Here is a 25,801-nt window from a genome sequence, read left to right as displayed (position 1 = left end):
GACATCCATTACTCAGCCATGTCGTCATCTCACCCAACGGAGGAAGCGATGTATCGGCGTCCACTGCTGCATCGACTCGAGGTCGAATCGGTGCTCGTATTCCGCGCGCTGCACCTGGGCGACATGCTGTGCGCGGTGCCGGCGCTGCGGGCCCTGCGCGCTGCCCTGCCGCAGGCACGCATCACGCTGGTCGGCCTGCCCTGGGCACGCCAGTTCGCGCGCCGCTTCCAGACCTATATCGACGACTTCGTGCCCTTCCCCGGCCACCCCCTGCTGCCGGAACAGCCGATGCGCCACGAGGAACTCACGCCCTTCTACGCCGGCCTCTGTGCGCGGCGCTGCACGCTGGCGCTGCAATTGCACGGCAACGGCGCCGTCACCAACGACATCGTGGCCGGCTTCGGTGCCGGCACGATGGCCGGCTACCGCGATGGCGAGGCCGTCCACACCGAACGCACCGTCCTGTTTCCCTATCCGAAAGTCGGAGCCGAACCGGACCGGCTGTTGCGGCTGGTCGAGCGCCTCGGCGCCAGCGCCGTGGGCGACTATCTCGAATTCCCGCTGGCGCAGGACGACCGCAAGGAACTCGAGGCGAGCGGCATTGCGGCCGGCCTGGCGCCGGGCAGTTATATCTGCGTCCATCCGGGCGCCCGCAAGCGCGACAAATGCTGGCCGGCGCAGCGCTTCGCCGAAGTGGCGGACCGGCTTGCCGCCGAGTTCGGCGTGAACGTGGTGCTGACCGGCTCGGCCGACGAGTCCGACCTCGCCAACGAAGTGGCGAGCCACATGCAGGCACGTGCCGTGAATGCGGCCGCACCGATCTCGATCGGCGCGATGGCCGCGCTGATGAAGAATGCGCGCCTGCTGGTCTGCAACGATACCGGCGTGTCGCATATCGCCGCCGGCCTGCGCCTGAAAAGCGTGGTCATTTTCAGCAAGGCCGACATCGCGCGCTGGGCACCGCTCGACCGCGACAAGCACCGCTGCATCTGGGACCCCGACGCCCAGCGCTCGGCCGCGGTCCTGCAGCACGCGCGCGCCCTGCTTGCCGACACCGACCCGGAACGCCAGCGCACGGCGGGGATGTGGCCCTACTGGTAGCGCTCTGCCTTCGATGTCAGCGCCGGCCGGACGCGATCGTATTGAAGATGCCGGGGACATTCGTCCAGAAGCGGACAGCGCCTGAGATAGCCTGACGGACGAGGCGGCGGCGTCGATGGCGTTGCGCGGGTGTGAATGGCACGCGTGCCCCGGCCGCATGGACGTGTTTCGAGCGCTCCTGGAACCTGTCCCAGTAGGGAGGAGGAAGCTGGCGCGACATGCGCGTAGGCGACATGCGCGTAGGCGACATGCGCGTAGGCGATGCACGGCAAACGCAGGCAAGGCGCGAGGACGCCGCATGGCAAGCCACGGGCCTGCCAACTGCGCGACGAGCAAGGCCGCCCCCGCTTGTCAGGCGCGCCGACAGCGACTCATTCCCTACTGGGACAGGTTCTCAGGGCGGCGAGACAGGGAAGGATGGGGCACCCAACCCGGTCAGGACACGATGTATTTCACGCGTGCCAGGTTGCATGCTGAGTTCGCCGCCGCCGTCCGATGAAGCGAACGAGTCAACGGAGCCGCCGCGTTGGTAGAGTGCGATCCGCAGGCTTCGTCCCAAGGGGAGCAAATGGGCGTTTTCAATCTCGGACACCGGTATACGTTTGAGGTTCGTCATTCCTCGCACGCCGCCCCATTGCTGGAACAAAAAAGCCTTTTCGGTCACGACAGCCACACCCGGAACCTTGGGCTCGGTGGCCTTGAAACGATAGTCACTGGAACCCGGCAACCAGATTGCCACCGTCGCATACAGAACCTTCCCCTCTTCGCTCGGTATGGAGGCTGCAATGCGCTGCATTTCATCCGTTTTCAATTCCGGGCTGGAGCAGGCCGACAGCAGGAGAATCATGGCGGCAGTCAGAACACGTTTCATGGTTGTCGAAGCGCTGGTGAGGGTATTTCCAGTATACAATTTTTGACAACCGCGGCATCTCCTTTTTCGATGGCCCATGACAGGACGCCTCCACTGCTCGTCGAACTGGAATCGAACATTGACTGCTTCACCCTGGACCTCGGCCGGACCGCACTGCGCCCGCCCGACGATGCTTCCGTCAAAGGCTCGCTCGACAGGCTGAGGAATGGCCTGCGACCCACGCGAGCGCGATAGCGCGCGGCGTTCACACCTTCCAGCGCAAGGCAGCAGCCCCGGTTTCATGCAGGATGTCCGCGGCCAGCGCAATCACCTGATCGACCGGCACATCGGCCACGAAGCTGGCCTCATGAGGGCAGCGGCTGCTCAGGTTGACAGCGCCGCAGGTCGGGCAGTCCTGGCGCAGCGACAGCGCGGCGCGCAGCAGCCCCTGGCGCAAGGGCGTGCCGTCGATCAGGTTCGTCAGCCAGAAGATGCCGACGGCGGGCGTGCCGATCGCCAGCGCCAGGTGCAGGGGGCCGGTATCGTTCGACACCACGCATGCCGCCCGCTCGATCAGGCCGCACAGCCCGCCCAGGCCCAGCTTGCCGGACAGGTCGATGGCAGGCGCTGCCATCGATTCGATCACGCGGCGCACCAGCGGCGCCTCGGCTGCGGTGCCGTTCACCGCAACCTGCGCCCCCATGCGCGCCAAGGCGTCGCCGACGGCCGCGAACGATGCGGCTGGCCAGCAGCGACGCAGGTCAGTCGAGCCTGGCTGCAGCAGCACCAGGGGTGGCGCCGGGCGTGCAGGCGTTTCCTGGCTTGCCGGCGCGCCGCATGCAGACGAAATGATTGCAGCGGTGCGGGCCCCGGCAAGCGCTGCATCCCGCAGCGCGTCCTCGTCGCCTGCCCGCGCCCGCACGCCTGTCCAGGCGAGCGGATCCTCTGCCGAGCCGGCCGGCCGCAGCGGCTGTGGCGCGGCATGCGCCACGACGCGGGCCGCCTCGTCGCGGTCGGCCTGCGTGACGGCCAGCTCCTGCTCCAGCCTCGCCTCCACGGCGCCGGCCAGCGCCACCACTTCGAGCAGGGCCAGGCGGCGGTTGCCCGGCTCCGCATGGCGCACCCATCGATCCAGGGCCGGCGCCCCAGCGGCACGCGTACCAATGCTCAGGCGTGCGCCGAACGAGGCGGCCAGGGGATTCGAAAACCTGCCGCCGCCATACATCTGGCAGGCGATGTCGAAGCGCTGCGCCTGCATGGCGCGGCTGAAGCGCAGCGCCGTGCCGTCGTCAGGCGCATCCGGCGGCAGGCCGATGCCGGGCATGGGCGGGACGACGACGACCCGGTCCACCGGCCCCGGCCGGCCCGCGAGGAAGGCGGCGTGCCACGGCAGCCCGAGCAGGACCAGTTCGGCATCCGGATAGGCTCGCTTGAGCGCATGCAGCGCCGGCAGGGCGAACACGAAGTCGCCCACGGCATTTGGCCGCAGTACGCCGATCCTGCGCACCCCCGCCAGCTTGCCGGCAGCATGCTCCCTGCTCATTGCGCCGCCGCGTCGGCCTGGCGTTGGGCAGCGGACGCCGCGCCCAGCAAAACGTAGGGCGCATCGACCTCGCGCGCGGTGACGGTCGTCGGCAGCTCCATGTGATAGGCGCCCGAGGGCAGGATGCCGCAGCCGCCGTAGCGCTCCATGACGCGCAGTTGCGCCAGCACGTCCTCCCCGCAATGCCCGGGCGGCAGCGCCGGCCAGAAATCGAAGCCGCCGCAGGCGCGCAGTTTGACGCTGTCGAACAGCACGCAGCCGCCGACCCAGGCAACCCGGTACAGGCGGGTGCCGGCGCCGGGCGCGCGGCGCGACTGCACGTGGAACAGGTTGGCGGCGCTGTGCAGCCGGTGGCGCGCCCAGGCCGGCAGGCCCGGCCTGACGGTTTCGGGCTCGACCCGCCCCTCCCAGTATTCGATGTGTTCCTGCCCCGGCCGCACCTGGCCGAGGTAGCTCAGCCCGTGCACGGCGCTGCCGACGAAACCGCAGCCTTGCGCGACGATGGCGGCGTGCAGGCGGGCCAGCAAGTCGGGCTCGACGATGACGTCGTCGTCGAGGTAGAGGCAGAAGGGCGCGCTGGCCTGCGCCAGCAGGAAGGCGCGCTGCTCCGCCATGCCGCGCCGCGGCAGGTGGCGGTGGGTGTCGACGGCGATGCCGCGCGCGCGCAGGTAGCGCAGCACGGCCGCGACCTCGGGCTGCTCGACGGCCGCGGCGCGCTCGGACTGGTCGGACAGCACGATGCGCAGCGACGGCCCGCTCGACGCGCCCAGGGCGGTGAGCGTCACCGCCAGCGCCGCCGGCCGTTCGCAGCTGGGGATCAGGACATCGACGACGGCGGTCATGCCGGCCGCCCCGGTCCCGGTGCGTTCGGCGCGCGCGCGGCGCCGTACAGCCAGGGATTGAGCGCCGGGTCGTTGTACATCTTGTACTGCCGGTAGATCTTGAAGTAGGCGCGTCCGTCGCGGGTTTCGAACAGCAGGCGGTCGAGGCAGCCGCACAGGTCGGCGCGCTGGGTGACGAGCCGCCCCAGCCGTGCCGCGCAGGCGTCGACGTGCGCCGCGCCCGCATCGAGGCGCAAGGTTTGTTCGCGCATGTGGTGGATTTTGAGGGCGAGGATCGAGAGGCGGTCGATCATGGCGCCGGCGGTCTCGCTCGACAGCCGGGCGTCGGGCCCCGGCGTGACGCCTGCCGACGCCAGCGCGCCGAGAATCGCTTCGTCGATCGCCTCGACGGCATCGTTGCGCTGCTGGTTGTAGGCGTCGATGCGGCGCTTGCCGTCGGCGATGTCGGCGGCGGGAACGTCCTGGCGGCGCGCTTTGTCTTCTTCGCGCCACAGCAAACAATTAAATCGGTGGTTCGCCGCGACCGCGCGCCAGGCGTCGCCACCGGCGCCGGGGGCATCGGAAGCGTGTTCCGCCACCTGCAAAACAGCGTCGTGATAGAGGGTGATCGAGCCTGCATCGAGTCCTTGCGCCATGGCCGCCTCCGCCTGAAAAACTGCGTTGTGAACTCATGTTTGGAGACCTGCGGGGGCTTGAAAGTTCTATGCGATTCGGGTGTACACTTTATTCGAACGCAAAACAAAACCAGTCACCTTCCCCACCCCTGTTCTACCCCTATCATGCGCAGTCTCGACACCCCGAGCGCACCCTATCCGCGTCCGCAGATGGTGCGCCAGCAGTGGGCCAGCCTCGATGGCTGGTGGGAGTTCGCTTTCGACGATGCCAACCTCGGCCTGGCCGGGCGCTGGTTCGATGGCCGCGAACTGCCGCAGCGGATCCTGGTGCCCTTCCCCTACCAATCCACGACGTCCGGCATCGGCAGCAAGGAGATCCACGAAGTCATGTGGTACAGCCGAAGTTTCGAGCTGCCCGAGGACTGGGGCAGCGGTGCCCTGCTGCTGCATTTCGGCGCGGTCGACTACCGTGCCGACGTCTGGATCAACGGCCGCGTGGCGGGCCGCAACCGGGGCGGCCACGTGCCGTTTTCGTTCGACATCGCGCCCTACCTGCGGCCCGGCCAGAACCGGGTCACGGTGCGCGTCGAGGACCGCCAGGATCCCTACCAGCCGCGCGGCAAGCAGTCGGCCTCGGGCACGCCGGTGCGGATCTACTATTACTGCACCAGCGGCATCTGGCAAAACGTCTGGCTCGAGCCGGTGGCGCCGCTGCGCATCGACTACCTGCGCGTGCTGGAGGCCGATCCGGGCGGCGCGCTGGCCGTCTCGGTGCACCTGCACGGCCCGTTCAGCGAATGGGAGGCCGAGCTCGACGTGCTCGATGACCTCGAATCGCCGCGGGTCTGCGCCACTACCCGCACCGCCAGCCGCGGCGCCACCCTCGAACTGCGCACGGCCATTCCCGACCCCAAGCCCTGGTCGCCGAACGCGCCGCACCTGTACGGGCTGCGCGTGCGCCTGCTGCACCGCGGCCAGCTGGTCGACACGGTCGAGTCCTATGTCGGCCTGCGCTCGATCGAACTGAAGGACGGCTGGTTCCACCTGAACGGCAAGCGCATTTTCCTGCTGATGGCGCTCGACCAGGGCTACTGGCCCGACACCCTGCTCGCGGCCCCTTCGGACGAGGCCCTGCGCGAAGACGTGGCCTGGGCCAAGCGCTTCGGCTTCAACGGCGTGCGCAAGCACCAGAAGATCGAGCACGAGCGCTGGCTCTACTGGTGCGACCGGCTCGGCCTGATGGTGTGGGAGGAAATGCCGAACGCGCGCTCGTGGTCGGAGGAGTCCGAAGAGCGGCTCGAAATCGAATGGCTGCGCGCCGTCATGCGCGACGCCAACCACCCGTCCATCATCGCCTGGGTACCCGTGGTCGAAAGCTTCGGTTTCCCGGAGCTCATGCGCCATCCGCACCAGCACGATTTCCTGGAACGGATGGTGTCGCGCACGCGCCTGGTGGACGCCACGCGGCCGGTGATCGACAACGACGGCTGGCAGCATACCGACGTCACCGACGTCTGCACGATCCACGATTACTCGCACCCGGTCGAGGCGCTGCTCGAACGCTATGCCAGCACGCGCCTGACCGGCCTGCCGCCGGAGACCGGCTGGCACAAGGCCAAGGCCCTGTTCCTGCCGGGCGCCCAGTACCGCGGCCAGCCGATCGTGTTTTCCGAGGTCGGCGGCTACCTGCTGGCGCCCAGCGGCCCGGAACGGCGGCGCGACCGCCTGTACGATTCCTACGGCAACGTGCGCGACGAGGACGAACTGGCGCTGCGCTATCGCACCCTGATGGAGGGCCTGGCCTCGCTGCCCTTCCTCGCCGGGCTGTGCTACACCCAGCTGACCGACGTCGAGCACGAGCAGAACGGCATCCTGACGATCGACCGCGTGCCGCGCCTGCCGCCGGAACAGATCGCCGCCCTGCACCGCAGGCTCTGGCCCGAGACTTAGGAGACACTGAAAGTCCAGCGGTAATGCTTCTCAAAAGATTGCAGATCGTCCAGAATAGGCTGCATATCCGACAAGGAGCTTATGGACAAGATCTCATCGCTGGTCGGCCGTTACTCGTTTCGGGCCCGGGTGTTCTTCAACGGGGTCTTTTGCGATGCCAATGCATTTGCCCAGGACACCGAGGCGGGCCAGTTGCACCTGGTGCGCTCCGGCCCCGTGATCTTCCGCCAGGAGGGCCTGCCGCCCTTGCGGGTGGACACGCCGGCCATGGTGTTCTACCCGCACGGCAGCGCCCATGCGCTGGAGGTACCCGACGGCGCCAGCGCCAAGCTGCTGTGCGCCCACATCTGTTTCGAGGACGGCGGCGCCAATCCGCTGGCGCGCGCGCTGCCCGCATGCCTGCACCTGCCCTTCTCCAGCGTGCGCGCGCTCGAACACACGATCGAGCTGCTGTTCGCCGAAGCCTCGTGCGCCAACCAGGGGCGCGAGGTGATCCTCGACCGCCTGTGCGACGTGCTGATGATCCAGGTGCTGCGCCACCAATTCGAGCACGGCAGCCTGTCGGTCGGCTTGCTGGCGGGCCTGGCGGACCGCCAGCTGGCGCCGGCGCTGGCAGCCATCCACGAGCGCCCGCACGAGCCCTGGCAACTCGAGACGCTGGCGCGCGAGGCCTGCATGTCGCGCGCCCGCTTTACCGAGCACTTCCGCAACGTGGTGGGAATGCCGCCGGGAGAATACCTGACGCGCTGGCGCATCGGCCTGGCGCAGGACCTGCTGCGCAAGGGGATGCCGGTCAAGGTGGTCAGCGGCCAGGCCGGCTATACGAGCGCGCCCGCCTTTACGCGGGCGTTTACGGGGCTGGTGGGGGTGTCGCCACGGCAGTGGCTGAAAGACGTCGCGCCGGCATGAGCCGGCGCGACGATGACTTCAAAAAAACCTGAAACGGCTTATTTCAGCAGGCGGGTACGGCTGGCAACCAGGGCGATGACCAGCGACAGGCCGCCGACATATCCGATGGCTACCTGCATGCCGACATGGTGGGCGATGGCGCCGATCACCGGAGGCCCCATCAGGGTGCCGCTGTAGGCCATGCTGGCGACACCGGCCAGCGCCACCGGGCCGTGGGCGCCGGCGGCGCTGAACACGAACGGGAACAGCAGCGCCATGCCGATGCCGGCGACGGCGAAGCCACCCAGTGCGAAGTACGCGTTCGGCGACAGCACCGCGAAGAACAGGCCGGCGGCGGCCAGCAGCGCGCCGCTGGTGAGCAGGCGCTGGGCGCCGTAGCGGGTCTTGAGCCGGTCGCCGACCAGGCGCGAGACCAGCATCATCGCCGAGAAGCAGGTCAGGCCGAGCGGCGCCATGCCGGCGGTGACGTTGAAGTGTTCCTTGAGGAACACGCCGCTCCAGTCGGCGATGCTGCCTTCCGACATTGCGCCCAGGAAGCCCAGCAGGCCCAGCAGCGCCATCGGGCCGCGCGGCAGTGCGAACTTCTTCTTTTCGACGGTCTCGGCGGTGTCGCCGGCGTCGAGCATCTGGCAGGCACCCCACAGCAGCAGCGCCAGCGGACCGGCCAGCATGATGAAGTGGGTTGCCGGAGCAATTTTGAGGCCGGCCATGATGCTGCCCAGGGTGGCGCCGACCAGGCCGCCGGCACAGCACAAGCCATGCAGCATCGACATTTCCGACTTGCCGGACTCTTTTTCGCGCTTGGCGGCAATCGAGTTCATCGCGACGTCATAGGTACTGGCGGTGATGCCGAGCAGCAGCACCGCCATCATCAGGCGCGACACCGAGGGCGCCAGGCCGATCGACACCAGCACGGCCAGCAGGGCCAGGCCCGAGATCAGCAGCGATTTACGGGCGCCGAACTTACTCATCAGGAACGACGATACGGGGAACGACAGCAAGGCGCCGACGCCGCCACACAGCAGCACCATCGACAGGGCCGAGTGCGACACGTGCAGACGCTCGGCGAGGGCGGGAATGCGGCCGGCCCAGGAGCCCATCACCAGGCCGAACAGTGCAAACAGCACCGGCAGGGCATAGTCCTGGACTTGAACGAGAACCGAGCGGCGCGACGAAGAAATCGGGGCGGGGACAGCGGCAACAGAGGTTTGCATGGATCGTTGAATCGTTGAGTAAATGCCTGGCGCCAGGTTGTTCGTGACTGACTGCTAACAGGGGTGGAAAAAACAAACGCCAACCTGCAAACGGTTGGCGTCAAGAAGCTGATGGGGGGCAATTTTACGCACCCACATCCCATTTTTGGTTTGCCGTACGGAAAAAATTTACGCGCGTTGCATGGCGATCACAGTCGAAAAATCAAGTAGTTAGCAGCGATGCACGGGCTGTTAAACGTATTGCATGCAATCAATTTATTTCTGCTCAAAAAGCCGTTACGGAATGTAAAAACCCTTGAGAGAACGGGCTCCGGACGCGCAATCAAAAAGTCGCTCGACCGGGTCCGCCGCCGCGCCGGTTGCGCCACCTCACCACCGACGAGTCCGGCTCGCGGTAGCGTTAAAGCTTCCAACAGGAAACTTTTGAGGAGAATGCGATGTCCCGTGCGTACTGGCCGTTTCTCGTGGCGACCCTGCTGGCCGGCGCCGCCCAGGCAGCGCCCTACCCGAATGTGTACGGCGCCCCGCCGGAGGTACTGCGCGGTAGCGACTGGTACCGCCAATGCCTGCGCGTCGCGCGTCACACGCTGCCGCGCGAGCACCAGACGGCCGCCGCCGGCAAGGGAGAAGCCTGCGACGCCGGCGCGCTGTACTACGACACCCTCAACCTGCCCGAGGCCGGCAAGGCGGACTGGGACAAGGTGCGCGCCTGCGCGGTGCGCACCCAGGCCCACGGGGTCCTGATGATGCTGTATGCGAATGGCGCCGGCATGACGCCGAACTTCGACCTGGCCCTGAAGTACGCCTGCAGCATCCAGAGCCCGGTCGACGAAATGAAGGCGCGGGTGCAGCACCTGCGGCGGCGCGCCAGCGGCGAGGACCGCGCCGCGCTCGACGTCTGCGACGACGTCGCCAGCGCCGACAAGCGCGGCCAGTGCGCGGCCGTGCGCGAACGCCAGCGCGACAAGTCGCGCGCAGCCCAGCTCGCCACCATCGCGCGCGGCTGGAGCGCCAAGGAGCAGCTCGGGCTGGAGATGGCGACCAAGGCCGTGCAGTATTTTGCCCAGCACCGCGTCGACTACGAAACCGACACCGGCAGCGGCGCCGCGCGCTCGCTGCAGCTCGACGCGCAAGCGCTCGAACTCGACACCTTCAGCGCCGACATCCTCGATGCGGAAGCGGGCAAGGCGCCGCGCTTCTCCGAGGCCGAGTTCGCCGCCCTGGAAGAAAAAATGAACGAGACCTACCGGCGCTTCATGCTGACCCGGCCCGCCAGTTCGTCCTACCTGGGTACGATCCGCAAGAGCGGCGTCGAGAAGACCCAGCGTGCCTGGCTGGCCTACCGCGACGCGATGGAACTGTTCGGTTCGATCCGCCACCCGCAGGTGCCGGGGTCCGGCTGGCGCGCGCTGCTGACTGCGCGCAGGCTCAAGCAGCTGAGCGAACTCGACAACGCGGCCGCCGGCCGCTGATGCACGCGCGGCGCGGGGTACCCTGTTGAACCAGCCTGGCCGGCACGCTTTTGCGGCACGCGGTAGGATAGCGATTCCGCAATCAAAGGACAGAGCACATGAGCGCCAACTTGTTCGACATTCCGCTGCGCCGCCTCGAGGGCCAGGAAGCCACGCTCGGCGATTACCGCGGCAAAGTCATGCTGATCGTCAACGTCGCATCGCAATGCGGCCTGACGCCGCAATACGCCGGCCTCGAGAAGCTGTTCGAGAAATACGAAGAACGCGGCCTGGTCGTGCTGGGCTTTCCCTGCAACGATTTTGGCGCCCAGGAGCCGGGCACCGAGGCCGAGATCGCGGACTTTTGCCAGCGTAACTATGGCGTGCGCTTCCCGATGTTCGAGAAGCTCGAGGTCAACCGCGAGGCGCGCCACCCGCTCTACCGCGAGCTCGTCGCCGCCCAGCCGCAGGCGCGCCAGCTTGACGGCAGCACCTTCGCCGACAAGCTGGCCCAGCACGGCCTGAGCCCGAAAAACCCGTCGGACGTGATGTGGAATTTCGAGAAATTCCTCGTCGGGCGCGACGGCCAGGTCATCGCCCGCTTCGCCCCCGACGTCAAGCCGGACGACCCCGCGCTGGTCGCAGCCATCGAGGCCGCGCTGGGCTGAGCGGCCGGATTTTGCGCACCCGGGCAGGTGCGCAAAATCCTTGGTGCCTTTTGTTTCCCGTTAGAATAGCCCCCTGGGCCGGTTCCCGAGTGCACGCACGCCTTGTCGGGCATCGGCTGGACCGGCTGGCTCGGCTAATGCGTTGCCGTCATCACCATAAAAACGGTACATTAGCGCGGGTTCGAGACTGTCCGCGAGGGAGGCGTACGTGAACCAAGGCATGAATACGGTAGGGCAACAACGATGGTTGCCGGCCACCGACCTGAGCATCGATTGCGATCGCCCGCCGGCACGGTCGCGCCGCCGCGCGTCCCCATCGCAGGCCGGTCTTGCCTGCGCCACCTTCCTGATCCGCTCGGGAGGGCCTGATGAAACCTCCTGACCTGCCGCCACACGCACCGCGTCGCGCGCGCCGGACCGGGTGACGCCGATGCTGTCACTGGTCGTTCTTCTCCCCTTCCTCGGCGCGCTCATTTCCGCCTGCCTGCCGAAAGGTTCGCGCAACCGCCCGGCCGCCGTCGCCGGCACCGTCACGCTGGCGGCGCTGGGACTGGCGATCTACGCCTTCGGCAGTGTCGGAGACGGCGAGATCCTGCGCGAGCGCTACGAATGGCTGCCCGAATTCGGCCTCGACCTCATGCTGCGCATGGATGGCCTGGCCTGGGTGTTTACCCTGATGGTGCTGGGCATCGGCCTGCTGGTGCTGGTGTACGCACGCTACTACATGTCCAAGCGCGACCCGGTAGCGCGCTTTTTCGCCTACATGCTCGCCTTCATGGGCTCGATGCTGGGCGTGGTCCTGTCCGGCAACCTGATCCAGCTCGTCATCTTCTGGGAACTGACCAGCGTCACCTCTTTCCTGCTGATCGGTTACTGGCAGCACCGCAACGACGCCCGCCGCGGCGCCCGCATGGCCTTTACCGTCACCACGTTCGGCGGACTGTGCCTGCTGGCCGGTGTCCTGATCCTCGGCCACATCGCCGGCAGCTACGAGCTCGACACGGTGCTGGCCGCCGGCGACCGGATCCGCGCCCACGACTGGTATCTCCCGGCGCTGGTGCTCGTTGCGCTCGGCGCCCTGACCAAGAGCGCGCAATTCCCCTTTCACTTCTGGCTGCCGCATGCGATGGCGGCGCCGACCCCGGTCTCGGCCTACCTGCACTCGGCAACGATGGTCAAGGCCGGCATCTTCCTGCTGATCCGCCTGTGGCCGGTCCTGTCGGGCACCCCCGAATGGAGCTGGATCCTCGGCGCCGCGGGCGTGTGCACGCTGCTGATCGGTTCCTTCTTCGCGATTTTCCAGAACGACATGAAGGGCCTGCTGGCCTATTCCACCATCAGCCACCTGGGCCTGATCGTCGTCCTGCTCTCGATCGGCTCGCCGCTGTCGGTGGTGGCGGCGGTGTTCCACACGATGAACCACGCGGTGTTCAAGGCCTCGCTGTTCATGGCGGTCGGCATCATCGACCATGAAACCGGCACCCGCGACATGATCCAGCTGAGCGGGCTGCGGCGCGCCATGCCGCAGACGGCGGCGCTGGCGATCGTCGCCAGCGCCGCCATGGCCGGGGTGCCCTTCCTCAACGGCTTCCTGTCGAAGGAAATGTTCTTCGCCGAGACGATGCAGGTCGGCGGCAGCGAGCATTGGGGCATGTCGTACGCGGCCGTGGCGATGGGCGTGTTCAGCGTGGCGTATTCGCTGCGCTTCATCAGCGTGTTCTTCGGCCCGCTGGCCACCGACTTGCCGCAGGAGCCGCACGAGCCGCCGCGCTGGATGCGCTTCCCGGTCGAATGCCTGGTGCTGCTGTGCATCGCGGTCGGCATCATGCCCAATCTCGTGGTCGGCGACGTGCTGGCGGTGGCGGCGCAATCGGTGATCGGCGCCCCCCTGCCGGAATACAGTCTCGCCATCTGGCACGGCGTCAACCTGCCGCTCATGATGAGCGTGGCGGCGCTGGCCGGCGGCGTGCTGTTCTACCTGCTGCTGCGCCGCTATGCGGGCCTGGCCGAACGCGAACGGGTGCCGGTGCTGTACCGGCTGAACGGCGCCCAGGCCTACGAGAGCAGCCTGCTGGCGCTGTCGCAGGCGGCCGCCTGGCTGCTGCGCTGGAGCGGCACCCGGCGCCTGCAACTGCAATTGCTGCTGCTGATGGTGATGATGGTGGCGGTGCCGCTGCTGGTGGTGCGGCCCCTGCCCGCGCTGCCGCCGCTGAGCCTGTCCGCCCTCGATCCGCTGTTTGCCCTGCTGTGGGTGATCGGCGCGGTGTGCGCGCTGGGGGCGGCCTACCAGGCGAAATACCACCGCCTGGTGGCCCTGATCCTGGTCGGCGGCACCGGGGCCGTCACCAGCCTGACCTTCCTGTGGATGTCGGCGCCCGACCTGGCGCTGACCCAGCTGATGGTCGAGACGGTGACCACGGTGCTGATCCTGCTCGGCCTGCGCTGGCTGCCGCCGCGCTTCGCGCCGGCCGGCCTGGCGGCACGGGTGCCGGCCAGCTCCTGGCTGCGGCGCGGGCGCGACGCCGCGGTCGCGGTCGGCGGCGGCCTCGGATTGGCGGCCGCCACCTATGCGCTGCTGTCGAGCGAGGCGCCGCCCACCATCAGCGACTTCTATCTCGAGCGTGCGCTGAGCGAAGGCGGCGGTGCCAACGTCGTCAATGTGCTGCTGGTCGACTTCCGCGGCTTCGACACGATGGGCGAAATCACGGTGCTGGTGGCGGTCGCGCTGACCGTCTACGCACTGCTGCGGCGTTTCCGCCCGGCCCCCGAGAGCATCGCGATTCCGGTGCAGCAGGCCAGCGACGTCGACCCGGCGGCGACCCAGACGCCGGCGCAGCAGGCCAGCAGCGGCTACCTGCAGATCCCGGCCGTCTACCTGCGCTTCCTGTTGCCCTTCATGGGCATCATCGCGGTCTACTTCTTCATGCGCGGCCACAACCTGCCGGGCGGCGGCTTCGTCGCCGGCCTGATCTTCGCCACGGCGCTCATCGTCCAGTACATGGTCGGCGGCACCGAATGGATCGAATCGCGCCTGCGCCTGCGCCCGCACCGCTGGATCGCCTGGGGCCTGGTGACGGCCTGCGGAACCGGCCTCGGCGCCTGGCTGTTCGGTTACCCCTTCCTCACCAGCCACACGGCGCACCTGGACCTGCCGGTGCTGGGCGAGATCCACGTGCCGAGCGCCTTCGTGTTCGACCTCGGCGTGTTCCTGGTCGTGGTCGGCACCACCATGCTGATCCTGGTCGCCCTGGCGCACCAGTCCCTGCGCAGCCACCGCGCCCCGCCCGGGGCGACCCGCGCCACCATTCCCCCGGCCAAGGAGATTGCCTGATGGAAGCCGTTCTTTCGCTCGCCATCGGCATCGTGTTCGGCGCCGGCATCTGGCTGCTGCTGCGCCCGCGCAGCTTCCAGGTGCTCACCGGCCTGATGCTGATGTCGTATGCGGTCAACCTGTTCATCTTCGTCATGGGACGGGTCTGGCTCGACAAGCCGCCGTTCACGCCCGCCGGCACCCGGATCGTCCCGTCCGTGCTGGCCGATCCGCTGCCCCAGGCGCTGGTCCTGACCGCGATCGTGATCGGCTTTGCCACCACGGCGCTGTACCTAGTGGTGATGATCGGCACGCGCGGCGTCACCGGTACCGACCACGTCGACGGCGAGGAGCCGGAAGTATGATGCCGGCGTTCCTCCCGCAACACCTCATCATCCTGCCGGTCCTGCTGCCGCTGCTGTGCGGCGCCGTGCTGGTGCCGCTGACCCAGGGCCGGCACGGCGCCAAGTTCGCAGTCGGTTACGCCTCGGTGCTGGCCCAGCTGGTCGTCGCCTGCCTGCTGATGGCGCAGGCCGACGGCGGCGCCTGGCCGGGCGGCATCGGCGTCTATCTCGCGGCCAACTGGGCCGCGCCCTTCGGCATCGCGCTCGTCGCCGACCGGCTGGCCGCGCTGATGCTGCTGCTGACCGCCGTGCTGGCACTGGCGGCGCTGCACTACGCGATGCAGCGCTGGAGCCGGATCGGCGTGCATTTCCACTCGCTGTTCCAGTTCCTGCTGATGGGCATCAACGGTGCCTTCCTGACGCACGACCTGTTCAACCTGTTCGTCTTCTTCGAAGTGATGCTGGCGGCCTCGTATGGCCTGCTGCTGCACGGCTACAACGCCGAGCGCCTGCGCGCGAGCATGCAATACATCGCGGTCAACCTGGCGGCCTCGCTGCTGTTCCTGCTCGGCACGGCCCTGATGTACGCCACCACCGGCACCCTGAACATGGCCGACATGGCCGTGCGCATCGGCGCCATGGGTCCCAACGAGATCGCCCTGCTGAAAGTCGGCGCGGCGGTGCTGGCGCTGGCCTTCCTCACCAAGGGCGCGATGTGGCCGCTCGGCTTCTGGCTGCCGACGACCTATGCCGCCGCCTCGCCGCCGGTGGCGGCCATGCTGGTGCTGATGACCAAGGTCGGCGCCTACGTCATCCTGCGCCTGTGGCTGCTGCTGTTCGGGGACCAGGCCGGAGCGGCCACCGGCTTCGGCTACGACGCCCTGGTCTGGGGCGGCATGGCCACCATCGTGTTCGGCGCGGCCGGCATGCTGTCCTCGGACAGCGCCGGACGGATGGCCGGCTACAGCGCGGTGGTGTCCTCGGGTACGCTGCTGGCGGTGATCGGCTACGGCCAGCCTTCGCTGGTGACGGCCGGCCTGTACTACCTGATCGGCTCGACGCTGGCGGTGGCCGCCTTCCTGCTCCTGATCGAGCTGATCGACCGCATCCGCACGCCGGGTTCGGCGATGCTGGCGCTGACGATGGAAGCCTGGGCCGTCGAAGACACCCCGGAAGAGCCGCGCGGCAAGGGCGTGCCGGCGGCGATGGCCTTCCTGTCGCTCGCATTCGCTGCCTGCGCCCTGATGATCGCCGGCCTGCCGCCGCTGTCGGGTTTCGTCGCCAAGTTCGGCATGTTCCATGCGCTGCTCAATCCGGAAGCCGGGAGCGGCAGCATCGGCGCGACCGGCTGGACCCTGATGGCGCTGATCATCGTGTCGGGACTGATCGCCGTCATTTCCATGATGCGCTTTGGCGTACGCACCTTCTGGGCCGCGGAAATCATGGCGCCGCCGCGCCTGCAGCTGTCGGAAGTGGCGCCGATCAGCGCCCTGCTGCTGCTGTCGGTAGGCATGACGATCCAGGCGCGCCCGCTGTTCGATTATCTCGGCCGCGCCAGCGCCGACCTGCACAACCCGGCCAACTACGTGCGCCGGGTGCTGACCGAAGCGCCCGTGCCCGGCCCTGCCAGCCGCCAGGAGGCCCCATGAAGCGGACGATCATGCGCTGGCTTCCCCACCCGGTCATGGCGCTGGTGCTGTGCGTGCTGTGGCTGCTGCTGAACCAGGCCTTCGATGCCGCCAGCATCCTGCTCGGCGCCGCGCTCGGCATCGCCATCCCGCTACTGGTGCGGCACCTGCAGCCGCTCGGCTACCCGCGCATGCGCGCGCCCCTCACCCTGCTGCGCCTGCTGGGCATGGCGTCGGTCGAGATCGTGCGCTCCTGCTTCAACGTCAGCCACATCATCCTGTTTGCCGATTACAAGAAGGTCAATTCGCAGTTCATCCGGATCCCCCTGAGCATCCGCGATCCCTATGGACTGGCCATGCTGTCCTGCCTGATCAACATGACGCCGGGCACGGTCTGGGTCGAGATCCTGCCCGAACGCTACGAACTGTCGCTGCACGTGTTCGACCTGCACGACGCGCAGTGGTGGATCAACACCATCAAGACCCGTTACGAACAACCCCTGATCGACATCTTTGAAACGGAGCGCACCCGTGGCGACCTTGCTTGAACTCTCGATAGCCTATGCCCTCGTGTGCGTGCTGGTGGCGATGCTGCTGTGCGCGCTGCGCCTGGTGCTCGGCCCCTCCGCGCACGACCGCGTGCTCGCCCTGGACACCTTGTGGATGACCGGCATGGTGCTGGCGCTGGTGCTGGGCATCCGCTTCGGCACGCAGGTGTATTTCGAGGTGGCCATCCTGATCGCGCTGGTCGGTTTTGTTTCGACAGTGGCGATGGCGAAATTCCTGATGCGCGGGGAGATCATCGAATGACCGGCATCCCCGACCTGCCCGCCTGGGCCGCGATTCCCATCGCACTGCTGCTGGTCCTGGGCGCCAGCATCGTCCTGATCGGCACGCTGGGCCTGCTGCGCCTGCCCAGCTTCTACCAGCGCATGCATGGCCCTGCCATCACGATCACGCTCGGCGCCGGCTGCATCCTGATCGCTTCGATGGTGTATTTCACGGTGATCCAGGCGCGCGCGGTGGTCCACGAGGTGATCATTTCCGTCTTCCTGCTGATGACGGCGCCCGTAGTGTCGATGCTGATCATGCGCGCGGCCGTCTACCGCGACCTGCGCGCGCGCAAGCGCGGTGCCGGCGTCACCGCAGGCGACGTGTACACGATCGTCGAGGGAGAAAACGAGCGCAGCCCGGCGCCCGGCAAGCGCTGACGCCTCATTCCCTTTTCGCTGCCAGGTCGGCGCTGCCGGCGCTGTCCTGCGGCACCGGCGGCGTCAGCACGGATGCGGTATCGGTCTGCGTCGAGTAGGTGAGGAAGGCCAGGTGGGCCTCGTATCGCTCGAGCACGTCGGCAATCACCTGCTGGCGGGTCAGGCCCATCAGGTCATAGCCTCCCGAACCGGTCTGGGTGAATACCTCGAGGCGATAGTAGACGTCGGTCTCGCGCGACATCCGGCCGGAGAACATGGGCACCGGCGCCTCGACGATGGCGACGTGGTAGTGGAAGGCGCGGAAGGTATCCATCGCTACCCGCAGCAGGGGTTCCTCGATGCCGCCGGCATTCGTCACGGCGCTGCGCTCGACCTCGTAACCCTGGTTGCGGAACTCGGCGGCGACGTCGTCGAGCGCCGGCCGCACCACCCGGTTGAGGAACTGGGTAACCTGGCGCAGCGTCGGAAACGCGAGCATCTGCTCGAGCCGCTGCTTCCACGAGCGCTCCGGCAGGTGGCCGCCGGCCGGGGCCATCGAGCGCCGGTGCAGTACTTGCCCCTCGCGCTCGGCGCGCTCCATGCGCAGCACCTTGTGGAAGGAGGCCATGACCAGGTAGGCGATCATCGTCACCGGCAAGGCGAAGATGAGGGTCGCGTACTCCATCGTCGTCACGCCGCCGGCGAGCAGCATGGCGACCGTGAGCAGCGCGGTGAGCACGGCCCAGAAGATGCGCAGCCACTTCGGCCCGTCCTGGGACGGATCGGGGATCGAGGCCGAAAAATTCGACATCACCATGGCGCCCGAGTTCGCGCTGGTCAGGTAGAACAGCAAGCCCGACAGCGTTGCCAGTCCGATCAAAAACATCGCGCCCGGGAACATTTCCAGCAGCGCATACCAGCCGCGCTCCGGACTGTCGATCGCCAGCTGGGCGAAGTCCATGTTGCCGAGCATGACCTGGTACAGGGCCGAATTGCCGAACAGCGACACGATGATGAAGTCGCACAGCACCGGGGCGGTGATCGCCGCGATCACGAATTCGCGCAGGGTGCGCCCGCGCGAGATGCGCGCCAGGAACACGCCGACAAAGGGTCCCCAGGCGAGCCAGAACGCCCAGAAGAACAGCGTCCATCCGCCCATCCACTCGGCGCCGCCGGGCTCGTAGGCGAAGGTCCGCAGCGTGCGCGCGGGGAAGGTGACGAGGAACTGGCCGACGTTCTCGACGAAGGCGTTCAGCAGGAAGGCGGTCTGCCCGGTCACGAGGATGTAGACCATCATGGCCACGGCGCTCCACAAATTGAGCTCGGAGATCCAGCGGATGCCGCGGTCGACGCCCGAGGTGGTGGCGGCGATCGTCAGGATCACCGCGCCGATGACCAGCGCGATCTGCAGCGCCAGCCCTTGCTCGAGCCCGAAGATCAGCGAAAAGCCGACGCTCAGGAGCACCACGCCGATGCCCATCGAGGTGGCGACGCCGAACACGGTGCCGACCAGCGCGATGATGCTGATGCCGTCGCCCAGCGGGCCGCGCACCCGCTTGCCGAGCAGCGGATAGAGGGCGGCGCGGATCGACAGCGGCATGCCCCAGCGGTAGGCGAAGTATCCCATCGCCATCCCGAGCAGCGCATACATCGCCCAGCCGGCGACGCCGTAATGAAACATCGTCCAGACCACCGCATCCTGCATGGCGGCGGCGCTGCCGCCGGCGCCGGCGGGCGGATGCAGGTACTGGAAGACGGGGCCGGTCACCGAATAGAACAGCATGTCGATCCCAACGCCTGCGGCGAACAGCATCGCGACCCAGGTCACGAGCTTGTACTGCGGCCGCGACTGATCGGGACCGAGCCGCACGTCGCCCTCCTTGGAAAACGCGACCCACAGCACGAAACCGATCACCAGGGTCATCGTGAGGACGTAGTACCAGCCGAGGTTGATCGCGATCCAGTCGACGGCCATTTTCATCGTGGCGCGCGCATCGAGTGGCATCAGGATGGCCCAGGACGAGAAGGCGAGGATCACCACCGACGAGATCGCCAGGACGCTCCAGTGGAGGCTCGCGGTGCGGTCCTCGAGCACTTCCTGCGGCCCCTTGCTGAGGTCGCTGCGCGAGACCGGCGGCTCATCCTCCACTGGCCGCTCGGGCCGGCGCGCCGTGCCGCCGAAGCGGCTGCGCTCGAGGGGCGGGTGCCACTTGCCTGCCGGCGCTTCGGACGCTTGCGGACCTGGCGCGGCAGCACCGGGGCCTTGCTGGTCGGTCGGCTCGATGGCCATGATGTTCGCTCCTTCGCTGGACGCGGCACCCTCCCGGAAGTCGCTCGATGGGATTGACGAGTCATTGTAGATGATCCTGCTGCGCATTCGATTCGCGGCGCAGAACGGGCCAGCTACCCGGAAACATGCCGGGCCGATTCGCGATGGCGGCCGGCCCCTGGCGAAAAAAAACGAGCCTTGCAGCTCGTTGTCGAATGCGTCCTTCGAGCTGGACGGTCGTACCAGGATCAGGCCAGCACTTTGATCTCCTCGGGTGCCAGGGTGGCGCCGGCCAGCGCCAGGAATTCCTCGCGCCCGCGCTCGCCATGCAGGTCGGCTGCGATCCGCCCCTTGTCGAGCACGATGATCCGGTGCGCCGAGAGGATCGTCTCGCGCCGGTGGGCAACGATGATCCGGGTCATCGGCAAATCCTTGATGGCGGCATTGACTTGCTGCTCGCGGGCCACGTCGAGGTGGCTGGTGGCCTCATCGAGCAACAGCAGGGTTGGTTCACGGTACAAGGCGCGTGCAATCAGGACGCGTTGCTTCTGGCCGCCCGACAACACGGTGCCCATGTCGCCAATCAAGGTATGGAAGCCCATCGGCATGGCGTCCACGTCGTCCAGCACGCCGGCTTGGCGTGCGCAGTCGCGGACGCGCGGAATCGATGGCGCGTCCGCGAAGAAGCTGATGTTGTCCGCAATCGAGCCTGCGAAGAGTTGGTCGTCCTGCAGCACCACGCCGATCTGGGAGCGGTACTGCGCCAGGCCGGCGCCGTTCAGGGGCCGCCCGTCGATCAGAATCTCGCCCGCAGTGGGTTCGAGCAGGCTTGCCATGATCCTCAGCAGCGTGGTCTTGCCACAGCCCGAAGGGCCGACGATGGCCACCGACTCGCCAGGCGCAATCGACAGGTCGATACCGTCGATGACCCAGGGGTCGCTGGCGCCGTAGCGAAACCGCAGTCCGCGCAACTCGAGCGCCAGCGGCACGCGCGCAGTGCCGTCATCCGGGGGCGCGACGCCCTCGTCCTCGGGCGCCGTCAGTGCGATGTCGGCAAGGCGCTCGGCATGCAGGCGCAACATCCAGAGCTCCATCGCCTTATCGATCAGGCCACTCACGCGGCTGAGGAACTGGTCCTTGTAGCTGATAAAGGCGAGCAGCATCCCGACCGAGAACGTGTTATCCAACACCCGTAGCGCACCGAGCCAGATCACCAGCACGGCAACTACGCCAAGCAAAGTCGAATTCACGGTCCGGAACAACAAACCGAGCTTTTGCGTGGTCACCTGGCGATTCACGGTCTGCACCAGCAGGCCGAGCCAGTGGGCCTGGCGCGCCGCCTGCGCATTGAACAACTTGATCGTCTTCATGCCGCGCAGCGTTTCCAGCAGGTGGCTGTCACGTCGCGCTCCCCAAACGATGGCCTCGGCCGAAGCATTGCGCAGGCTGGCATAGGAGATTACACGCAACAAGGCATACAGAAGTGCCGCGGACACCACCAGTGTCGCGAGCCCGGGCGCATACACGAACATGACCACCAGCGTAATCAGCGACATCAGGCCATCGAGGATGATTTCGACCAGATGCGTGGTCAGCGCCTGCAAGATCGTTTCCTGCGAACCGAAACGAGACAGCACGTCCCCCAGGTGCCGGCTCTCGAAATACTGCGTCGGCAGCCGCACCATATGGGCGAACAGACTGGCCCGTCCGGAGACCTTGAGCGTGCTCGAGATCGCGATCAGCGTGGCGCCGCGCATGGCGGTAATAGCCACCCTCAGCAACAGGATGAACAAAAAGCCGAGCGCGAGCGTGAGCAGGAGGTCGCGGTCGGCACTGACAAGCGCCTCATCGACCACCCACTGCATGAAGAACGGGCTGACGACGCCCAGCAGTTCGATGGCCAACGCCATGCATGCCAGCACGCCGAGCGAACGCCGGATTCCAACCAGCTTGCCGACCAGCGCGCGCAGCCGCACGCGCGGCACGGGTTCGGCCGCGACAAAGCCGGGCGCCGGGCTCAGTTCCAATGCCACGCCGGTGAAGTGGCGCAGCACCTCCGCGTGCGCCAGACGCCGTACGCCATAAGCGGGATCGTGAATCACGACCCCGGCTGCGGTGACGCGCTTGAGCACCACGAAATGGTTCAGGTCCCAGTGCAGGATACAGGGGGTCGCCAGCAGCGGCAGTTCGTCCGCTTCCAGCCGCAAGGGCCGCGCCGTCATGCCGAGATGGCCGGCGATCGCGACCATGTCCTTGAGCGAGGCGCCGCGTTGCGACAGGCCGTAGCGGCGCCGCAGCTGTATCAGGCCGTAGCCCTCGCCATGGAAGGAAGCAATCATGGCCAGGCAAGCCAGCCCGCACTCGGCCGCTTCGGTCTGCAGGATCATGGGCAGGCGGCCGCCGTATCCTGCGCTTTCTTGCCAGCTCATCATTGGTTCATTCTCCCCGTCAGCGTGTACAACGGATCGAGCACCCACTCGAACAGCCGGCGCCGCTCGAGCAGCACGTCGGCGTCGAGCTGCATGCCCGGCTGCAGCGGTGCCGGCTTGCCGTAGGCCGTGACATATTGACGTTCGAGGTTGACTGTCACGCGGTACAGCGCTTCGGCCGGAGTCCCCGCCGTGTTGCCAGTGAAAACGGCCGGCAGTTCGGATGGTTCCATCGCGGTGCGCGACACGCTGGCGATGACGCCGCGTGCATGGCCGAATTTCTGGTACGGATAGGCGCGGTAACGCAACAGCACGGTCTGCCCGGCATGCAGGAACCCGATCGCCTGGCTCGGCGCGTACAGGTGCGCCTCGAGCACGGCGCCGCGCGGCACAATGCTCAGCAGCGGTGCCGCCGGCCCGACCGCGGTGCCGGCATGCGCATGGACCGCCGTAACCGTCCCTGACTGCGGCGCCGGGATCACCAGCGAGCGCCGCGCTTCGACTTCGCCCAGCTCACGGCTGTTGACGGCCAGGGTGCGGGCGATGACCGCTTCCTGGGTCGCCATTTTCGACGGCAGCTGGTCGAGCTCTCCCCTGACCGTGGCGCGTTCACGTTCGAGCGACAGCACGCCGCGTTGCAGCGTGCGCAGCTTCGCTGCCTGGTCGAGCGCGCTTTCTGCGGCGACCCGCACCTGCTGCTCCGAGATATAACCGCTGCCCTGCAGCCCCCCGAGGCGCTGCTGCCATTGCTGTGCCAGCGCCAGGCGCTTTTGCTGGACCTCGATTTCCTGGCGCAGGTTGTCGGCCTCGCGCCCGAGCGTGTCGTAGCGGGTGGTCAGGGCGGCACGCTGCTGCGCGACCATCTCTTGGGCGCGCAGCCTTTCCACCTCCAGCGTCGCACGCTGTGCCTCGAGTGCACGCACGGTGCCGGCCTGGGTATCGCCCAGCGCGGCGCTCTGCTCTTCCGTCGACAGTTGCGCCATCGGCTGGCCCTGCTTCACCTGTGCCCCCTCGCGGACCAGCACCGAGCTCACGACCGCGGCACGCGGCGCGAACACGCGCACCATCCCCTGCTGCGGGACCAGCCAGCCGGACACGGCTGCCTTGCGCGTGTAGCTGGCCGCAAACAGGAGCAGGAGGATGGCCAGCACCGTCAACGCCGCCAGGCCGGCAAACCACCAGTTCATCGCGCGTGGCTTGACCAGGATGGTTCCCAGCCATTCCGATTGCTGGTGGCGCAGCACCTCGGGCCGGAACAGCGGCACCCCGACGGCGCTGCCGCGTTCACGCTCGCCTTTGGGTGGGCGTTCGTCTACGAGTTCGCGGCCGCCGTCGTTCATGCTAGCGGTCCGTGACGAAATCTTCGGCCATGTAGTCGCGCACCTCGAAGGACACCTCGACGACGCGCGACACCTTGCGGATGGGCAGGAGCTTGCGGATCTTCGGGTCGAGGAAGTCCTTCAGCAGTGGAGGACGCGGCGCATTGAAGAAATAGCCGGGGCTGCTCGCGACGATCGGTTTCGCAATCAGGTCCAGCTCGTCGCGCGAGGTGACGGTTTGCACCACGCAGGGAACATGGGTGATGCCCAGTTCGAGCAGGGCGCAGGCGCGGTGGTAACCGTTGTGCAGCAGCAGGCGCCCGCTATCGTCGTCGCACACGGCATTCAGGAAATTCGAGCTGTAGCCGACCACCAGGCCAACGGCCGCCGCGACCGAGCCGAACGACGCGTACTCGGCCAATTGATGGGGCTTGAGCAGCACAGGCTCGTGAAAGCGGAAATCGGTCGAGTCCGAGCGGAATTCATAACGCTTGGACCCGAGTTCGCGGATTTGCACCGGCGCCTGGCTGTCCTGGGCCGGCAGGCAAAAGCGGAACAGCGCAGCCGGTTCCGGATGCGGTCCCAGGCGTTCCTTGAGCCGGTCGACGAAGCTGCGGGTAACGTGGTTCTGGCATACCACCAGGTGGGCCAGCTCCACCATGGCGAGCCTGGCCGGCAAATGGTCGAAGGTGCGCTGGTAACGGTCAATCGCGAGGATCTCGTCGGCCAGTGGCGCCAGCGCGGGATCGATCGGCCTGCAGTCGAGCTTGTCCGCAATGCCGGGCTCGCGCTCGGCCAGTTCCTCGTACCAGGCGGCGGCGGCACTCCATTCCTGGACCAGTGCAGTGTGATTGCCCGGCTTCGGGCCAGAGCCGATGTCCTCGATGAAATCGAGGTACTTGCGCAACGGCGCCTGTCCCAGCAGCCACATCTCCTGTTCGGTACTCGCCGCCTGCGCCAGCGTCTCGTTCAGTTCGCTATCCCTTTTCATGTTTTCATCCCCTGGTTGCTGACGGCCCGGGAGCGTCACCGAACTCCCGGGCCGGAAAAACGGGGTGCTTGGGGAGCAGCACACTCCAGCACGCGTCATGCCTTCCTGTGCTGCCTTGGGCCAACCACACCGTCCACAGAGGGCCGTGCTCGCGTTCGCCACCTCCGTCATGCATGCTAGTGTTCCATGGGCTCGTCGTCCCCGATGTATTCCCGCACTTCGAAGGCGACCTCGATGACGCGCGACACTTTTCGGGTCGGCACGATCTTGCGGATCTGCGGGTCGACGAAATCCTTCAGCAGCGGCGGACGCGGCGCGTTGAAGAAATAGCCCGGGTCGTTCGCGACGAGCGGTTTCGCCACCAGGTCCAGTTCATCGCGCGACATGACGGTCTGCACCACGCAGGGCGCATGGGTCACACCCAGCTCCAGCAAAGCGCAGGCGCGGTGGTAACCGTTGTGCAGCAACAGCCGGCCGCTGTCGTCGTCGCATACCGCATTCAGGAAGTTCGAGCTGTAGCCGACCACCAATCCGAGCGCCGCCGCCACCGCGCCGAACGACGCGTAGCCCGACAACTGCTGCGGTTTGAGCAGCGCGACTTCATGGAGGCGGAAATCGGTCGAGTCGGAGCGGAACTCATAACGTTTCGAGCCGAGTTCGCGGATGCGTACCGGGGTCGGGCATTCCTGCGCCGGCAGGCAAAACCGGAACAGCGCGGACGGTTCCGGGTCCGGTCCCAGCCGTTCCTTGAGGCGGTCGACGAAGCTGCGCGTGACATGGTTCTGACACACCACCAGGTGGGCCAGCTCCACCATCTCCAGCCGCGCCGGCAGCCGGTCGAAGGTTTGTATGAAGCGGTCGCTGGCGAGGAGCTCGGCGGCCGCCGGCGACAGCGCGGGATCGAGCGGCCTGCAGTCGAGGTGGTCGGCAATGCCGGCCTCGCGCCGGCGCAGTTCTTCATACCAGGCGGCGGCAGCGCCCCATTCCTGTACCAGCGCGATGCGGTCGATGGTTTTCGGGTCGCGCCCGATGTCTTCGACGAAATCCAGGTATTTACGTAATGGCGCCTGTCCCAGCAGCCACATTTCCTGTTCGGATCCTGTTGCCTGCGCGAGCGTACCGTTCAGTTCACCTTCCCGCTTCATGTTGTATCCCCCTGGTTCCTGAATCGGCCCGGAA

At 67.3% G+C, this 25,801-nt stretch carries 21 protein-coding genes; 11 read left to right on the top strand and 10 right to left on the bottom strand.

What is annotated here, in order from left to right; all coding sequences use genetic code 11:
- Positions 1–48 precede the first annotated feature (48 nt).
- On the top strand, positions 49–1,101 hold the full coding sequence (locus ACFPAH_RS08995; protein WP_379743870.1) for a glycosyltransferase family 9 protein: 1,053 nt from the start codon (positions 49–51) through the stop codon (positions 1,099–1,101).
- 394 nt (positions 1,102–1,495) lie between these two features.
- On the opposite strand, the gene ACFPAH_RS08990 is transcribed toward ACFPAH_RS08995, so the two are convergent.
- The 4 genes from ACFPAH_RS08990 to ACFPAH_RS08975 form a co-directional block, all read right to left on the bottom strand.
- Positions 1,496–1,972 (bottom strand): hypothetical protein, encoded by a 477-nt coding sequence (locus ACFPAH_RS08990; protein WP_379743868.1) that lies wholly within the window; start codon positions 1,970–1,972, stop codon positions 1,496–1,498.
- A 244-nt stretch (positions 1,973–2,216) separates the two neighbouring features.
- Positions 2,217–3,494 (bottom strand): glycosyltransferase family 9 protein, encoded by a 1,278-nt coding sequence (locus ACFPAH_RS08985; protein WP_379743866.1) that lies wholly within the window; start codon positions 3,492–3,494, stop codon positions 2,217–2,219.
- The gene (locus ACFPAH_RS08980; RefSeq protein ID WP_379743864.1) at positions 3,491–4,336 is read right to left on the bottom strand and encodes a glycosyltransferase family 2 protein; all 846 of its coding nucleotides are present in this window, start codon (positions 4,334–4,336) and stop codon (positions 3,491–3,493) included. The genes ACFPAH_RS08985 and ACFPAH_RS08980 overlap by 4 nt, the downstream gene beginning before the upstream one ends.
- Complete coding sequence (locus ACFPAH_RS08975) at positions 4,333–4,971, bottom strand: DUF4254 domain-containing protein (protein ID WP_379743862.1); 639 nt, start codon at positions 4,969–4,971, stop codon at positions 4,333–4,335. The genes ACFPAH_RS08980 and ACFPAH_RS08975 overlap by 4 nt, the downstream gene beginning before the upstream one ends.
- A gap of 144 nt (positions 4,972–5,115) precedes the next feature.
- Between ACFPAH_RS08975 and ACFPAH_RS08970 the strand changes: the two genes are divergently transcribed.
- Positions 5,116–6,900, top strand: coding sequence for a glycoside hydrolase family 2 protein (locus tag ACFPAH_RS08970; protein WP_379743860.1), 1,785 nt, complete (start codon positions 5,116–5,118; stop codon positions 6,898–6,900).
- A gap of 81 nt (positions 6,901–6,981) precedes the next feature.
- A complete protein-coding gene (locus ACFPAH_RS08965) occupies positions 6,982–7,809 on the top strand; it encodes an AraC family transcriptional regulator (RefSeq protein WP_379743858.1) in 828 nt (275 codons plus the stop codon).
- A gap of 38 nt (positions 7,810–7,847) precedes the next feature.
- Here ACFPAH_RS08965 and ACFPAH_RS08960 read toward each other — a convergent pair whose 3' ends face one another.
- Positions 7,848–9,023 carry an MFS transporter gene (locus tag ACFPAH_RS08960; protein WP_379743856.1) on the bottom strand — a complete coding sequence of 392 codons (1,176 nt, stop codon included), beginning with the start codon at positions 9,021–9,023 and terminating at the stop codon, positions 7,848–7,850.
- A 437-nt stretch (positions 9,024–9,460) separates the two neighbouring features.
- Here ACFPAH_RS08960 and ACFPAH_RS08955 point away from each other — a divergent pair, with 437 nt between their 5' ends.
- From ACFPAH_RS08955 to mnhG, 8 genes are all read left to right on the top strand, one after another.
- Entirely contained in the window at positions 9,461–10,495 is a 1,035-nt protein-coding gene (locus ACFPAH_RS08955) for a lysozyme inhibitor LprI family protein (protein WP_379743854.1), read from the top strand.
- A 98-nt stretch (positions 10,496–10,593) separates the two neighbouring features.
- Positions 10,594–11,142: a glutathione peroxidase gene (locus ACFPAH_RS08950; RefSeq protein WP_379743852.1), complete on the top strand. Its 549-nt coding sequence runs from the start codon at positions 10,594–10,596 to the stop codon at positions 11,140–11,142.
- Positions 11,143–11,572: 430 nt separating this feature from the next.
- A complete protein-coding gene (locus ACFPAH_RS08945; protein WP_379743850.1) occupies positions 11,573–14,473 on the top strand; it encodes a monovalent cation/H+ antiporter subunit A in 2,901 nt (966 codons plus the stop codon).
- On the top strand, positions 14,473–14,817 hold the full coding sequence (locus tag ACFPAH_RS08940) for a Na+/H+ antiporter subunit C (RefSeq protein ID WP_379743848.1): 345 nt from the start codon (positions 14,473–14,475) through the stop codon (positions 14,815–14,817). The genes ACFPAH_RS08945 and ACFPAH_RS08940 overlap by 1 nt, the downstream gene beginning before the upstream one ends.
- Positions 14,814–16,445, top strand: a complete 1,632-nt coding sequence (locus ACFPAH_RS08935) for a monovalent cation/H+ antiporter subunit D (protein ID WP_417568499.1) — start codon at positions 14,814–14,816, stop codon at positions 16,443–16,445. The genes ACFPAH_RS08940 and ACFPAH_RS08935 overlap by 4 nt, the downstream gene beginning before the upstream one ends.
- Positions 16,442–16,972, top strand: a complete 531-nt coding sequence (locus ACFPAH_RS08930; protein WP_379743846.1) for a Na+/H+ antiporter subunit E — start codon at positions 16,442–16,444, stop codon at positions 16,970–16,972. Before ACFPAH_RS08935 ends, ACFPAH_RS08930 begins: the two co-directional genes overlap by 4 nt.
- Positions 16,956–17,234 carry a K+/H+ antiporter subunit F gene (locus tag ACFPAH_RS08925; RefSeq protein ID WP_379743844.1) on the top strand — a complete coding sequence of 93 codons (279 nt, stop codon included), beginning with the start codon at positions 16,956–16,958 and terminating at the stop codon, positions 17,232–17,234. The genes ACFPAH_RS08930 and ACFPAH_RS08925 overlap by 17 nt, the downstream gene beginning before the upstream one ends.
- Entirely contained in the window at positions 17,231–17,635 is a 405-nt protein-coding gene (gene mnhG / locus ACFPAH_RS08920; protein ID WP_379743842.1) for a monovalent cation/H(+) antiporter subunit G, read from the top strand. Before ACFPAH_RS08925 ends, mnhG begins: the two co-directional genes overlap by 4 nt.
- A gap of 4 nt (positions 17,636–17,639) precedes the next feature.
- On the opposite strand, the gene betT is transcribed toward mnhG, so the two are convergent.
- From betT to ACFPAH_RS08895, 5 genes are all read right to left on the bottom strand, one after another.
- Positions 17,640–19,904 carry a choline BCCT transporter BetT gene (gene betT / locus ACFPAH_RS08915; RefSeq protein WP_379743839.1) on the bottom strand — a complete coding sequence of 755 codons (2,265 nt, stop codon included), beginning with the start codon at positions 19,902–19,904 and terminating at the stop codon, positions 17,640–17,642.
- Between the two features lie 227 nt (positions 19,905–20,131).
- A complete protein-coding gene (locus tag ACFPAH_RS08910) occupies positions 20,132–22,315 on the bottom strand; it encodes a peptidase domain-containing ABC transporter (protein WP_379743836.1) in 2,184 nt (727 codons plus the stop codon).
- The gene (locus ACFPAH_RS08905) at positions 22,312–23,652 is read right to left on the bottom strand and encodes an HlyD family secretion protein (protein WP_379743833.1); all 1,341 of its coding nucleotides are present in this window, start codon (positions 23,650–23,652) and stop codon (positions 22,312–22,314) included. Before ACFPAH_RS08905 ends, ACFPAH_RS08910 begins: the two co-directional genes overlap by 4 nt.
- A 1-nt stretch (position 23,653) precedes the next feature.
- Positions 23,654–24,622, bottom strand: coding sequence for a hypothetical protein (locus tag ACFPAH_RS08900; protein ID WP_379743830.1), 969 nt, complete (start codon positions 24,620–24,622; stop codon positions 23,654–23,656).
- 176 nt (positions 24,623–24,798) lie between these two features.
- Positions 24,799–25,767: a hypothetical protein gene (locus ACFPAH_RS08895; protein WP_379743827.1), complete on the bottom strand. Its 969-nt coding sequence runs from the start codon at positions 25,765–25,767 to the stop codon at positions 24,799–24,801.
- Between the last annotated feature and the right edge of the window lie 34 nt (positions 25,768–25,801).

Source organism: Massilia sp. GCM10023247, from assembly GCF_042653325.1.
Taxonomy (GTDB): Bacteria; Pseudomonadota; Gammaproteobacteria; order Burkholderiales; family Burkholderiaceae_D; genus Telluria.
This window is presented reverse-complemented; position numbering and strand designations above follow the sequence as displayed.